12 protein-coding genes are annotated in these 12,723 nt (G+C 66.7%); 9 read left to right on the top strand and 3 right to left on the bottom strand.

Features of this window, described 5'->3' with window-relative positions; genetic code table 11:
- Window positions 1-50: 50 nt before the first annotated feature.
- On the bottom strand, window positions 51-1,724 hold the full coding sequence (locus tag AC3A56_RS01115; RefSeq protein ID WP_487769052.1) for a serine hydrolase: 1,674 nt from the start codon (window positions 1,722-1,724) through the stop codon (window positions 51-53).
- Window positions 1,725-1,884: 160 nt separating this feature from the next.
- Between AC3A56_RS01115 and AC3A56_RS01120 the strand changes: the two genes are divergently transcribed.
- Complete coding sequence (locus AC3A56_RS01120) at window positions 1,885-2,667, top strand: phosphatase PAP2 family protein (RefSeq protein WP_487769053.1); 783 nt, start codon at window positions 1,885-1,887, stop codon at window positions 2,665-2,667.
- Entirely contained in the window at window positions 2,664-3,497 is an 834-nt protein-coding gene (locus AC3A56_RS01125; protein ID WP_487769054.1) for a DUF72 domain-containing protein, read from the top strand. Before AC3A56_RS01120 ends, AC3A56_RS01125 begins: the two co-directional genes overlap by 4 nt.
- Before the next feature lie 8 nt (window positions 3,498-3,505).
- Here the strand turns inward: AC3A56_RS01125 and AC3A56_RS01130 are convergent, their stop codons facing one another.
- Window positions 3,506-5,059, bottom strand: a complete 1,554-nt coding sequence (locus AC3A56_RS01130; protein WP_487769055.1) for a POT-type proton-dependent oligopeptide transporter — start codon at window positions 5,057-5,059, stop codon at window positions 3,506-3,508.
- A gap of 148 nt (window positions 5,060-5,207) precedes the next feature.
- On the opposite strand from AC3A56_RS01130, the gene AC3A56_RS01135 reads away from it, so the two are divergent.
- Genes AC3A56_RS01135 through AC3A56_RS01145 form a run of 3 tightly spaced genes read left to right on the top strand, consistent with a single transcriptional unit; the run spans window position 5,208 to window position 6,354 of the window.
- A complete protein-coding gene (locus tag AC3A56_RS01135) occupies window positions 5,208-5,633 on the top strand; it encodes a guanyl-specific ribonuclease (RefSeq protein ID WP_487769056.1) in 426 nt (141 codons plus the stop codon).
- On the top strand, window positions 5,630-6,067 hold the full coding sequence (locus AC3A56_RS01140) for a barstar family protein (protein ID WP_487769057.1): 438 nt from the start codon (window positions 5,630-5,632) through the stop codon (window positions 6,065-6,067). The genes AC3A56_RS01135 and AC3A56_RS01140 overlap by 4 nt, the downstream gene beginning before the upstream one ends.
- Window positions 6,068-6,090: 23 nt before the next feature.
- Window positions 6,091-6,354 (top strand): RNA-binding S4 domain-containing protein, encoded by a 264-nt coding sequence (locus tag AC3A56_RS01145; RefSeq protein ID WP_056765838.1) that lies wholly within the window; start codon window positions 6,091-6,093, stop codon window positions 6,352-6,354.
- Between the two features lies 1 nt (window position 6,355).
- Here the strand turns inward: AC3A56_RS01145 and AC3A56_RS01150 are convergent, their stop codons facing one another.
- Complete coding sequence (locus tag AC3A56_RS01150; RefSeq protein WP_487769058.1) at window positions 6,356-7,174, bottom strand: arylamine N-acetyltransferase family protein; 819 nt, start codon at window positions 7,172-7,174, stop codon at window positions 6,356-6,358.
- 170 nt (window positions 7,175-7,344) lie between these two features.
- Between AC3A56_RS01150 and msrA the strand changes: the two genes are divergently transcribed.
- The 4 genes from msrA (at window position 7,345) to AC3A56_RS01170 (ending at window position 12,696) form a co-directional block, all read left to right on the top strand.
- Window positions 7,345-8,055: a peptide-methionine (S)-S-oxide reductase MsrA gene (gene msrA / locus AC3A56_RS01155; RefSeq protein ID WP_487769059.1), complete on the top strand. Its 711-nt coding sequence runs from the start codon at window positions 7,345-7,347 to the stop codon at window positions 8,053-8,055.
- 112 nt (window positions 8,056-8,167) lie between these two features.
- Window positions 8,168-10,012: an ABC transporter ATP-binding protein gene (locus AC3A56_RS01160; RefSeq protein WP_487769060.1), complete on the top strand. Its 1,845-nt coding sequence runs from the start codon at window positions 8,168-8,170 to the stop codon at window positions 10,010-10,012.
- 75 nt (window positions 10,013-10,087) lie between these two features.
- Window positions 10,088-11,977, top strand: coding sequence for a DNA topoisomerase IV subunit B (gene parE, locus AC3A56_RS01165; protein ID WP_487769061.1), 1,890 nt, complete (start codon window positions 10,088-10,090; stop codon window positions 11,975-11,977).
- Between the two features lie 125 nt (window positions 11,978-12,102).
- A complete protein-coding gene (locus AC3A56_RS01170; protein WP_487769062.1) occupies window positions 12,103-12,696 on the top strand; it encodes a fasciclin domain-containing protein in 594 nt (197 codons plus the stop codon).
- Window positions 12,697-12,723 lie beyond the last annotated feature (27 nt).

The raw sequence follows: 12,723 nt of genomic DNA on the forward strand, positions 1-12,723 counted from the left end.
GGGTTGCCAAGCATCAGCCGGGGCGCGATTGCCCCGGCCGCAGATCATCATCAGTCGGCGTCCGACTTCCCGTCGACCGGCACCATGCGCAGGTCCTGGAAGTCGAAGCTGAAATCGGTCAGCGGCGAGATCGGCTGCATGCGCATTTCGGTGATATGGCCGTCCACATCCAGGTCGAAATTGACGAAGGCGTCGGCGTTCAGCGTGCGGTCGTCCCAGCGCACGGTGAAGGTGTCGTGCTGCCATGGCGTCATGGTGCCGACCAGTTGGGCGGTCTTGGAGAAGCGCAGTCGCAGCTTGCCGTTTTCGCGGCTGACGATGACGTCGCCATACCACGGGTCGCGATAGGTGCCCGCGTACCTGGCGAGCGCCAGCGACGGCTTGCTGTGCTTGTCGCGCGCCGCCTCATGCTTGGCCAGGCTGTCGTCGGCCTTCGCCTCGGACTTCTTCACCGCGCTGTCGTACACGGCCACCCAGTCGGTCTTCTGGTCCGGATTCAGATATGCATCCAGCACACGATAGGTCACCGCGTTGAACGCGGCGCCGGACTCGGCATTGGTCAGCACCACCACGCCGAGGTTCTGCTCCGGCACCAGGGTCACCCGTGACACCATGCCCGGCCAGCCGCCGGTGTGCCAGACCAGTTTCTGGCCCCGGTAGTCGGACAGGAACCAGCTTTCACCGTAGCCGGAGAAGTTTGGCGTCAGCGCCGCCATTGCGGGCACCGACGGCTTGCCGACCCGGATCGGCGTGAGCATGGTCCACATTTCCTGGTGCGCCTTGTCGGAGAACAGGCGCTGCGGCTTGCCGTCGCTGCCCGTGCCCGGCAACACGCCGCCGGCCAGCTGCACGTTCATCCACTTGGCCAGGTCGTGCACGCTGGAATAGATGCCGCCGGCGCCCGGATCGTTCAGCCACGCCATCGGCGGCACCGGCTTGAGATCCTTGAAGTCGGCCTTGGCGTGGCCCATCGCCACGTCCATGCCCGGCTTCAGGTAGGTCATGTCGACCAGCGACTCGTCCATGCCGACCGGCTGGAACAGGTGCTCGCGCACGTAGTCGGCGTAGCTCTGGCCGGAGGCCTGCTCGATCACCAGGGTCGCCACCGCGAACAGGATGTTGTCGTAGGCATAGCCGCTGCGGAAGCCGTTCTTGATCGGCACGTGGGCCAGTCGCTGCACGACTTCCTTCGTCGAGTACGAGGTCGGCGGCCAGTACAGCAGGTCGCCGGCGCCCAGGCTGAGTCCGCTGCGATGCGCCAGCAGGTCGCGGATGCGCATCTCGTGCGTCACGTAGGCATCGGACATGCGGAACCACGGCAGGTGATCGATCACCCGGTCGTCCATCTTCAGCTTGCCCGCGTCCGCCAGCTGCTGCAGCGCTGCCGCGGTGAACGCCTTGGTATTGGAGGCGATCGCGAACAGCGTGCGGGCATCGACCTGGTCCGGCTTGCCGATCTCGCGCAGGCCGAAGCCCTGCTCCATCACCACCTTGCCGTCCTTGACGATGGCCACCGCGATGCCGGGCACGTCGAAGGTCTTGCGCGCACTGTCGACGTAGGCGCTGAAATCCTGCAGCTGCGCCGGCAGCATCGGTCGCACGCGGTCGCCGGTGGATACCGGCGGCGGCGACTGCGCGGCGGGCGACTGCGCCGAGGCAGCCGTGGCGGAAACGAGCAGCGCGCAGCAAAGCGCCAGACGCAGGGAAAGGGGTCGCTGGGACATCGAAGACTCCGCCGGTGGTGATCGCCCAACTATCGCGGCAAATCCGGCGCAAGGCCAGCGCTGGAAGTCATGCCGGGCCCGCCCGGCTCGACGCCGCGCCGGTGACCGCCGATCATGGGCGATCGAAAGCGGACACGGAAACGCACACACGATGGATGCCATGCCGGAATGGATCGCGGCCCACGCGCTGCCACTGTGGGCCCTGTTGCTGCTGCTGGCCCTGCTGGCCGGCGACCTGGCCTGGCAGCACAACGCGCGCTGGCAGCGCCGCGCGCGCCATCGGGGCGAGCCGGCGGTGGTGCTGCGCCGGCATGTCGGCCTGCTGCTGGCGCTGCTGCTGGCCCTGGCCTTCACGGCCATCGCCTTCGCGGTCAACGCGCAACACGGCGGCAGGTTGCCCGGTTTCGACACCAACCTGGCCGAACAGCTGCGCGCGCAGTTGCCGACGCCGGTACTGCACGCGATCGCCATGCTCACCCACCTGGGCGACCTGCTCTGGGTGGCGCCGCTGTCCGCCGTGATCGCCGTGTTTTTGCTGTGGCGCAGGCATCGGCGACTGGCCGGCGCGTGGATCATCGCGCTGTTCGGCATCCTGCCGATCAACGGCGGGCTCAAGGCGTTGTTCCAGCGGGTGCGGCCGCTGCATGATCATGGCTTCATCGTCGAGCCGGGCTGGAGCTTCCCCAGCGGCCACGCGTTCGGCGCGATGGTGTTCTACGGCATGCTGGCCTATGTGCTGCTGCGGCTGACGCCGCGTTTCCACCGCGCGATCATCGCCGCCGCCGTGCTGCTGATCGGGATGATCGGGATCAGTCGCATCCTGCTGCAGGTGCATTACTTCAGCGACGTGATGGCCGGTTATGCCGCGGGCGCGGCGTGGCTGGTGGTGTGCATCGTGGTCGCCGAAACCCTGCGCCAACCGCCGCCGGAGACATCACCATGAACGACCTGTTTGCCACCAGGACTCATCACGGCCCGACCGTTCGCGTGGGCATCGGCGGCTGGACCTACGCGCCGTGGCGCGACAACTTCTATCCGCCGAAGCTGGTGCAGCGGCGCGAGCTGGAATACGCCAGCCGCCAACTGCGCGCGATCGAGATCAACGGCACCTTCTACGGCGCGCAGAAGCCCGCCACCTACGCGAAGTGGGCGAAGGAAACGCCGGAAGGTTTCGTGTTCTCGCTGAAGGCGCCGCGCTACGTGGTGGAAAGCCGCCACCTGGCCGACGCGACCAGGGGCGCCAGCGGTTTCATCCATGGCGGCCTGGCGGAAATGGGCGATCGGCTGGGGCCGATCCTGTGGCAGTTGTCGCCGTCGCGGCCGTTCGACGCCGACGACCTGGCCGCCTTCCTCGACACCCTGCCCCGCGAACTGGACGGCCAGCCGCTGCGCCACGTGCTGGAAGTGCGCCACCCCAGCTTCCTCGACGCCGCATACGTGGAACTGGCGCGCAGCCACCGCATCCCCACCGTGTTCACCGATTCGCCGAAGTACCCGTCGCTGGCCGACCTCACCGGTGATTTCAGCTACGCCCGGCTGATGCGCAGCGAAGACGACCACCCCGCCGGCTACGCTCCCGCCGAGCTGGATCGCTGGGCCGGGCATGCACGCGACTGGGCCGCCGGCCACGACATCGCCGAACTGCCGCACGTCGCGGCGCTGCAGAAAAAGGCCTCGCCGCGCGACGTGTTCGTGTTCTTCATCAGCGCCGCCAAGCACCGCAACCCGGCCGCCGCGATGGCGCTGCAAAAGCGCGTCGATGCCGCGGCGTAATCCGCAGGTCAGGCCGGCCGGTAGTAATCCACCTCGCGGTAACGCCGCGCATACAGGCCGAACGCCAGCGCGGCGAGCAGCGCGAACGCCGCGAAGAAGAACATCTGGAAGGCGGTGATGCTGAGCCCGCTGGTGGCGATCGACCCGGTTACCGTGTCGTTGCGCACCGCCGCGTTGGCCAGCAGTACCCACAGGTTGCCGACCGTGGTGGTGAGGTTCCAGAAGCTCATCACCACGCCCTTCATCGAAGCCGGCGCCTGGCTGTAGGCAAACTCCAGCCCGGTCGCCGACACCAGCACCTCGCCGAAGGTCAGCAGCGCATACGGCAACACCTGCCACACGATGGAGAGCGGATCACCACCGTCGATCACCACCTGCAGGCCGCCCACCACGATCCAGGCCAGGCCGCTGAAGGCGATGCCCGCCGTCATCCGGCGCAGCGCGGTGGGCTCGTAACCGAGCCGGCGCAACAGCGGATACAGCACGAAGTTGTTGAACGGGATCAGCAGCATCACCAGCAGCGGATTCAGCGCCTGCATCTGCGCGGGCACGAACCATGAAGGCATGGTCATCTCGCCACCCTGCACCACCCAGGTCGAGGCCTTCTGGTCGAACAGCGAGAAAAACGGCGTGGTCAGCGCGAAGATCACCAGCACCCGCAGCACGTTGCGTGCGCCATCGACGGCGTGATCCGGATGCAGGCCGCGCGCCCGATCCATCTGCAGCCACGCGCCGCCGCCCACGCCGCCGATCAGCAGCACCAGCGCGATGCATGCGCAGATCACGAAACCCAGCGACGGCACCAGCGCGAACGAAGCCAGCGCCAGCGCCACGGCCATCGCCGCGACCCACAAGCCGGGCCGCGCCTGGCCGGGCCGCTGCGCCAGCAAGGCGGTGCGGACCACCCGCGAGAACGCATCCCGGTCGGGCGGCCCCGGCGGCACCATCACGTACTGCTTGCGGCCCAGCCAGAACACCACGGTGGCGATGAACATCAGGCCACCGGGAATGCCGAACGCGACCGCCGCACCGTAGTGGCGCAGGAACAGCGGCATCAGCAAGGACGCGAAGAACGAGCCGAAGTTGATGATCCAGTAGAACGCGTCGAACACCATCTTCGCCAGGTGCTTGTTCGACTGGTCGAACTGGTCGCCCACGAACGACGCCACCAGCGGCTTGATGCCGCCCGCGCCCAGCGCGATCAGCGCCAGCCCGGTGAAGAAGCCCAGCCGGTTGTGCTCGAAGATCGCCAGGCAGGCGTGGCCCGCGCAGTAGACCAGGCTCATCCACAGCACGGTGTTGTACTTGCCGAAGAAGCGATCGCTGAGCCAGCCGCCCAGCAACGGGAAGAAGTACACGCCGATCACGAAGGTATGGAAGATGTCCTTCGCCGCCAGGATGCGCTGCCCCTCGGGCATGTACAGCAGCAAGGTGGTGATCAGGAACGGCGTTAGGATGTTGCGCATCCCGTAGAACGAGAAGCGCTCGCAGCCTTCATTGCCGATGATGTAGCCAATCTGCCGCGGCAAACGGCCCGTGGCGTGGTCGGGGGTAGTGCTCATCCAGACTCCAGGATTCGGGCGGACAGCGCAGGGCTGCGTCCAGGGAAGCTCGAGTGTGCGTAATTTCCTGCGATGAAGGAAGCCGGCGCGGCCGGCAGCGCCCCGGCCCCTGCTAAGCTCGCGGCGCCTTCTGCCGCTCGTCGAACCCATGCGCCAACTCAAACCACTGATCCTGCTGGCGATCGTCATCCTTGCGGTGACGATGTGGAACCGCCACGCCGGCACGCCAAGCACGATCGCACCCACCCCGACCCCTGCGGGGGGCGAGGTCGCCACGCGCGCACCGCAAGCCCAGTCTGGCGACGCCTCGCTGCCGGCGCAGGCGCGCGAGATGGTGCAGCGGATCAACCGGGGCGGCCCGTTCGAGCACAGTCAGGACGGCGCCGTGTTCGGCAACTACGAAGGCCTGCTGCCAAAACAGCCGCGCGGCTACTACCACGAGTACACGGTGGAGACGCCGGGCGCGCGCACCCGCGGCGCACGACGCATCGTCACCGGCGGCACGCCGCCGGTGGAGTGGTACTACACCGACGATCACTACCGCAGCTTCCGCCGCTTCGAGGTGGCGCGATGAGCGCGCAGCGTTTCGATCTGGACCTGACCCGGCCCAGCCAGAGCGGGGTGTACTTCGTCGGCGACGACGACATCGACCGGCTCGATCGCGCCGCCACTCGCGACGACCTGTGCGTGTGCCGCACCGACCTGGCCGGTTGCCACGACAAGGACGAACTGCTGCGCCGCCTCGCCGTGTCGCTGCAGCTGCCCGCCAGCTTCGGCTACAACTGGGACGCACTGGCCGACTGCCTGCGCGACCTGGGCTGGATGCCGTCGTGGGGCTACGTGCTGCTGTTCGAGCACGTCGACGAATTGCGCGAAGCGGCCGGCGCCGACTACGACATCCTGCTGGGCATGCTCGACGATGCCGCCACCTTCGGCGAGGAACACGATCGTCCCTGGTTCGCCTTCCTGGCGCTGCCCGACAGCGCTTTTGAACATTCTTCACCGTAGCTATTCCACCAATCCGGAACACCATGCAAACCATCGAATTTGAACTGGAAGGCGACTACGTCGAGCTGAACATGCTGCTCAAGCTGGTCGGCCTGTGCGACAGCGGCGGCGCCGGCAAGGCGATCGTGGCCACTGGCGCGGTGGCGGTGGATGGCAAGATCGAGCTGCGCAAGACCTGCAAGATCCACGCAGGCCAGGTGGCCACCATCGACGACGTGGAAATCCACGTGCTGGCCGACCCGGAAGGCTTCGACGACGGCCGTCCGCAGGCCAGCCGCCCCGGCTGAATCAGTCTCGCGGCAAACCTTCCAGCCGGCGATTGAAGTCCGCGTCGGCGGGAATGCGCAGCAGGAATTCGCGCTCCATCAGCTCCCGTAGCTCCGCCACGTCACGCAGGCGCTGGCGCGTTGGTTCGTGTCCGATCCGCCGCGCGGTGAACTCGTAATTGAGCAGGCTCAACCGTCGATCCGCCGTGGTCCGCCCGAGCAGCAGGTTGCTCACGAAGCGTGAAGCGGAATGTGTCGACACGTAATGGTTGGCTACCACGTAATCGACCATCGGCACCCGCCGCAGATCGAAGCGGTACAACGTGCGCCACTCGCCACGAGCCAGCGACTGCATGCGCCACTCGGCGTCGCGCTGCAGCAACCGGAACGGCTCGTGGCCCGTGGCTTGCTCGATATCGCTCTGCAATCGCAGCGCACCGGTGAGCACATGGCCACCGAAGCCGACGTCGACCAGCCACCCCTCTCCATCCAGCACGACGTGCAGCAACATGTGGGTCTGCGGCGTTTCCGCATCCTCCGGATGCCTCCACAGCACGCGGGCGATCAGGCCGCTGACCTCGAAGCCGATCTCGCGCAGCACCGCCTCGAACAGCAGGTTCTGCTCGAAGCAGTAACCGCCGCGCCCTTCATCCACCAGCTTGCGCTGCAGTGCCGCCAGGCCCAGCTCCACCGGCCGGCCCATCAGCGGGTCGAGATTGGCAAACGGAATCGAGGCCACGTGCGCGATGGCCAGCCCGCCCAGCGTGGCCAGGTCGACCGCGACCGAACCGGTCCAGCCCACGCGGTGCAGATAGGCGTTCAGGTCGATCGCTTCAGGCACGCCGCTCTCCGGTCAGGTCGACGCCCATGGTAGCCAGCGCGCCGCGTGCCTGCATGTAACCGCGAATGCTCGATCAGCGAATGACTGGTTGAGCGCACCGGAACGGCAGGTAGCCATGGCCGTCCACTGCGCGTGACATCCATGCATGCCCATCGTCCGCGAGGTTGCCCATGTTCCGCCATCGTGCGTTTCGCCTGCTTCCGTTTCTCGGCGCCATCCTGCTCACCGGCCTCGCCGCCTGCCAGCCCACGGCGGTGGCCGGCGAGCTGGCACGCCTGCCCGCTCCGGCCGTCGATGCCGCCCATTCGACCGCGCACAACGAAGTCGCCGTGTTCGCCGGCGGCTGTTTCTGGGGCATCGAGGCGGTGTTCGAACGCATCAAGGGCGTGCAGCGGGTCACCGCCGGTTATTCCGGTGGCGACGCCGATACGGCGCACTACGAAGAGGTCGGCAACGGCGACACCGGTCACGCCGAGTCGGTGAAAGTGGAATTCGATCCATCCCGGGTCAGCTACGGCCAGCTGCTGCAGGTGTTCTTCTCCGTCGCGCTCAACCCCACCGAGCTCAACCGGCAAGGCCCCGACAGCGGCACGCAGTATCGCTCGGTGGTGTTTTACGCCAACGACGAGCAGCGGAAGATCGCCACCGGCTACATCGCCCAGCTGACCTCCATCAAGGCGTTCGGCGCACCGATCGTCACCCAGGTGGTGGCGCTCAAGGCCTTCTATCCGGCCGAGGCTTACCACCAGCACTACTACGACCTGCATCCGAACAACCCGTACATCGTGTTCAACGATGCGCCCAAGATCGCCCACCTGCAGCAGCTGTTTCCCGAGCTCTATCAGGCTCCCCGGCATCTTGTGGAAGTGCAGTTGCACTGAAGCGAGCCGGGCTGCATCGCAGGTGATCTTCCCGCCTCGGGTTGCCTGAGGCGGCACGGCCCCCATCTCGGAAGCTTCGCGCGTCATTGCGCGCCTCCGATATCCTCCCCACGTGCCGCCTCATGCCGCCCCTCCTGCTCCACCGAAGGAACTCACCCGCAGCTTTCTGGGCGTGTTCCGCTATAGCGGGCGCGCGCTGGAACTGGTCTGGAGCACCAGCCGCGGGCTGACCATCGCGCTGGCCGCGCTCACCCTGGTCGCCGGCCTGCTGCCGGCCGGCATCGCCTACGTCGGTGCGCATATCGTGGACGCCGTGGTCCGCGCCAGCACGTTGTGGGCTGCCCACGGAACCGCCCCGCTGCGATCCGTCTTCGAATGGGTGGCGCTGGAAGGCTTGCTGGTGGCCGCGCTGGCCGGCGCGCAACGCGGTTTGTCGCTGTGCCAGTCGCTGCTGCGCGCGCAGCTCGGCCAGCGCGTCAACGTGATGATCCTGGAGAAGGCGCTGACCCTGGAGCTGGCGCACTTCGAGGATTCGGAGTTCTACGACAAGCTCACCCGCGCCCGGCGCGAGGCATCGAGCCGGCCGCTGTCGCTGGTGACGCGCACCTTCGGACTGGGCCAGAACGCGATCTCGCTGCTCAGCTACGGCAGCCTGCTGTTCCAGTTCTCGCCGTGGGCAGTGGCCGTGCTGCTGCTGGCCGGCCTGCCCTCGTTCTTCGCCGAAACGAAGTTCTCCGGCGACGCGTTCCGCCTGTTCCGCTGGCGTTCGCCCGAAACGCGCATGCAGCTGTACCTGGAAACGGTGCTGGCGCGCGAGGACCACGCCAAGGAAGTGAAGCTGTTCGGCCTCGGCCCGTTGCTGCTGCAGCGCTATCGCGACATCTTCCACAGTCTGTACCGCGCCGACCGCGACCTCGCCGTGCGTCGCGACAGCTGGGGTTTCGTGCTGGGCCTGCTGGGCACGCTGGCGCTGTACGGCGCCTATGCGTGGATCGCCGCCAGCACGGTGATGGCGCGCATCACCCTGGGCCAGATGACGATGTACCTGGCGCTGTTCCGCCAGGGCCAGTCGGCCGTGTCGGCGATGCTGTCGGCGATCGGCGGCATGTACGAGGACAACCTCTACCTCTCCACGCTGTACGAATACCTGGAAACCCCGGTGCCGCCGGCGACCGGCATGGCGCAGCGCGGTGCCAGGCCCGACGACGGCATCCGCTTCGAGCAGGTCAGCTTCACCTATCCCGGCGCCGGCGAGCCGGCGCTGCGCGATATCGACCTGCACATCCGCCCTGGCGAATCGCTGGCCCTGGTCGGCCAGAACGGCTCGGGCAAGACTACCCTGATCAAGCTGCTCACGCGCCTGTACACGCCCGACAGCGGCCGCATCCTGCTCGACGGCACCGACCTGCGCGAGTGGGACGAAGCCGTGCTGCTGCAGCGCATCGGGGTGATCTTCCAGGACTTCGCCCGCTACCAGATGCGCGTGGGCGAGAACGTGGGCGCCGGCGACGTCACCCACTTCGACGACGAGGCGCGCTGGCGCGAGGCCAGCGACAAGGGCATGGCCAGCGATTTCATCGACAGCCTGCCGGCCGGTTTCGATACGCAGCTGGGCAAGTGGTTCAACGACGGCCGCGAGCTGTCCGGCGGCCAGTGGCAGAAGATCGCCCTGGCCCGCGCCTTCATGCGCTCACGCGCCGACATCCTGGTGCTGGACGAACCCACTGCCGCGATGGACGCCCAAGCCGAAGCCACCATCTTCGAACACTTCCGCGAACTCTCCGGCGGCCGCATCGCGATCCTGATCTCGCACCGCTTTTCCACCGTGCGCATGGCCGACCAGATCATCGTGATCCAGGACGGCCGCATCATCGAACGCGGCAACCACGTGCAGCTGATGGCCGAGGACGGGCATTACGCGCATCTGTTCTCGCTGCAGGCGCAGGGCTACCGCTGATTCAGCGCGATCGGCTTGACCCTGCCCGCCCGCGCGCCCCATGCTTCGTCGTCTCGTCTTAATCGAAACACACGCATGAGCAGTCGCTACAACGCCGCCGACATCGAAGTCCTGTCCGGCCTGGACCCGGTCAAACGCCGCCCTGGCATGTATACCGACACGACCCGGCCGAACCACCTGGTGCAGGAGGTAGTGGACAACTCGGTGGACGAGGCGCTGGCCGGCCACGCCAGTGCGATCGAGGTGATACTGCACGCCGACGGCTCGGTGTCGGTGAGCGACGACGGCCGCGGCATGCCGGTGGACATTCATCCGGAGGAAGGGGTGTCCGGCGTCGAGCTGATCATGACCCGGCTGCACGCGGGCGGAAAATTCAGCGGCAAGAACTACAGTTTCTCCGGCGGCCTGCACGGCGTTGGCGTGTCGGTGGTCAATGCGCTGTCGGACCGCGTCGAAGTGAACATCCGTCGCGACGGCTCCGAGTATGCGATGGCGTTCGAACATGGCGACATGGTCAGCCCGCTGGAAGTGATCGGCACGGTCGGCAAGAAGCGCACCGGCACCACCCTGCACTTCTGGCCCGAAGCAAAATATTTCGACTCACCGAAGATTTCGCTGGGCAAGCTCAAGCACTTGCTGCGCGCCAAGGCGGTGTTGTGCGCCGGCCTCAACATGAAGCTCACCGACGAAGCCAGCGGCGAAGTCATCGAGTGGCATTACGAAGATGGCCTGCGCGACTACCTGCGCGGCGAACTCGACGGCAACGAGGTGTTGCCGAACGAGCTGTTCGTGCACCAGATGGCCCGCGATACCGAGGGCATGGAGGTTGCGCTGGCCTGGTTGGCCGAAGGCGAGCTGGTGCAGGAAAGCTACGTCAACCTGATCCCCACCGCCCAGGGCGGCACCCACGTCAACGGCTTGCGTACCGGCCTGACCACCGCGATCCGCGAGTTCTGCGACATCCGCAACCTGCTGCCGCGCGGCGTGAAGCTGGCGCCGGAAGACGTGTGGGAGCGCATCGCCTTCGTGCTGTCCGCCCGGCTGCAGGACCCGCAGTTCGCCGGCCAGACCAAGGAGCGGCTGTCCTCGCGCCAGGCCGCCGGCATGATCGAGAACGTCATCCACGATGCCTTCAGCCTGTGGCTGAACCAGAACGTGGGCACCGGCGAACGCATCGCCCAGCTGGCGATCGAGCGCGCCAGCGCACGACTGAAAGCCGCCAAGCAGATCGTGCGCAAGAAGATCACCCAGGGCCCGCAACTGCCCGGCAAGCTGGCCGACTGCACCGCCACCGACCTCACCCGCACCGAACTGTTCCTGGTCGAGGGTGACTCGGCCGGCGGCAGCGCCAAGCAGGCGCGCGACAAGGAGTTCCAGGCGATCCTGCCGCTGCGCGGCAAGATCCTCAACACCTGGGAAGTCGAATCGACCTCGGTGCTGGCGTCCGAGGAAGTGCACAACCTGGCGGTGGCGATCGGCTGCGATCCGGGCAAGGACGACCTGTCCGGCCTGCGTTACGGCAAGGTCGTGATCCTGGCCGATGCGGACTCCGACGGCCTGCACATCGCCACCCTGCTGTCGGCGCTGTTCCTGCGGCACTTCCCGAGGCTGGTCAGCGAAGGCCACGTGTTCGTGGCGATGCCGCCGCTGTTCCGCGTCGACGTGGGCAAGCAGGTGTTCTACTGCCTCGACGAGGGCGAGAAGGAAGCGATGCTGCAGCGGATCGAGCGCGAGAAGATGAAGGGCGCGGTCAGCACCACCCGCTTCAAGGGCCTGGGCGAGATGAATCCGCCGCAGCTGCGCGAATCGACGATCCATCCGGACACGCGCCGGCTGGTGCAGCTGACCATCGGCGACGACGACGGCACGTCGAAACTGATGGACATGCTGCTGGCCAAGAAGCGTGCCGGTGACCGCAAGGCGTGGCTGGAAGAAAAAGGCGACCTTGCCACACTCGAAGTCTGAACCGAGCGTCGCTGGCCTGACTACCCTGCACTGGATGCCAGGCGGCTCCCGTGCATCCGTTCCGATGCAAGCTGCGTATCTCCAGTTGCTTCCAATCCGCGAAGCGGAAAACCTGGAGAACATTCATGAAGACCCTTTCCCGCATGCGTGCCTTGGCCATCGGCCTTTCCATGGCTCTGGCCACCGCTGCCGTGGTGCCGATGGCGATGGCCGGCCAGATGGAGTCGATGAGCATGCAGAAGACCGTGATGGTTGGCGGCGCTGCCATGTATCCCACGAAGAACATCATCGAGAACGCGGTGAACTCGAAGGATCACACCACCCTGGTCGCCGCGGTGAAGGCCGCCGGCCTGGTCGAGACGCTCGAAGGCACGGGTCCGTTCACTGTGTTCGCGCCCACCAACGAGGCGTTCGCCGCCCTTCCCGCCGGTACCGTGGACAATCTGCTGAAGCCGGAAAACAAGGCCACGCTGACTAATATCCTCACCTACCACGTGGTGCCGGGCAAATACACCGCGCACGACCTGGCCAAGCTGGCCAAGGCCCACGCCGGCAAGGCTATGCTGAAGACGGTCGAGGGCGACTCGATCACCGTCGCTGGCAAGAACGGCAAGTGGACCGTCACCGATGCCAAGGGCAATGTCGCGAATATCACGATCGCCGACGTCGCCCAGTCCAACGGCGAGATCTTCGTGATCGACAAGGTGCTGATGCCGTAACAGCGAAGTTGCGATCGCCACAAAAAG

The organism is Rhodanobacter sp. Soil_C_14 (assembly GCF_057657335.1).

Bases quoted from the DNA above. Each gene is read 5' to 3' on its own strand.
- AC3A56_RS01115 (WP_487769052.1), bottom strand. From the start codon at position 1,724: ATGTCCCAGCGACCCCTTTCCCTGCGTCTGGCGCTTTGCTGCGCGCTG.
- AC3A56_RS01120 (WP_487769053.1), top strand. From the start codon at position 1,885: ATGCCGGAATGGATCGCGGCCCACGCGCTGCCACTGTGGGCCCTGTTG.
- AC3A56_RS01125 (WP_487769054.1), top strand. From the start codon at position 2,664: ATGAACGACCTGTTTGCCACCAGGACTCATCACGGCCCGACCGTTCGC.
- AC3A56_RS01130 (WP_487769055.1), bottom strand. From the start codon at position 5,059: ATGAGCACTACCCCCGACCACGCCACGGGCCGTTTGCCGCGGCAGATT.
- AC3A56_RS01135 (WP_487769056.1), top strand. From the start codon at position 5,208: ATGCGCCAACTCAAACCACTGATCCTGCTGGCGATCGTCATCCTTGCG.
- AC3A56_RS01140 (WP_487769057.1), top strand. From the start codon at position 5,630: ATGAGCGCGCAGCGTTTCGATCTGGACCTGACCCGGCCCAGCCAGAGC.
- AC3A56_RS01145 (WP_056765838.1), top strand. From the start codon at position 6,091: ATGCAAACCATCGAATTTGAACTGGAAGGCGACTACGTCGAGCTGAAC.
- msrA (WP_487769059.1), top strand. From the start codon at position 7,345: ATGTTCCGCCATCGTGCGTTTCGCCTGCTTCCGTTTCTCGGCGCCATC.
- parE (WP_487769061.1), top strand. From the start codon at position 10,088: ATGAGCAGTCGCTACAACGCCGCCGACATCGAAGTCCTGTCCGGCCTG.
- AC3A56_RS01170 (WP_487769062.1), top strand. From the start codon at position 12,103: ATGAAGACCCTTTCCCGCATGCGTGCCTTGGCCATCGGCCTTTCCATG.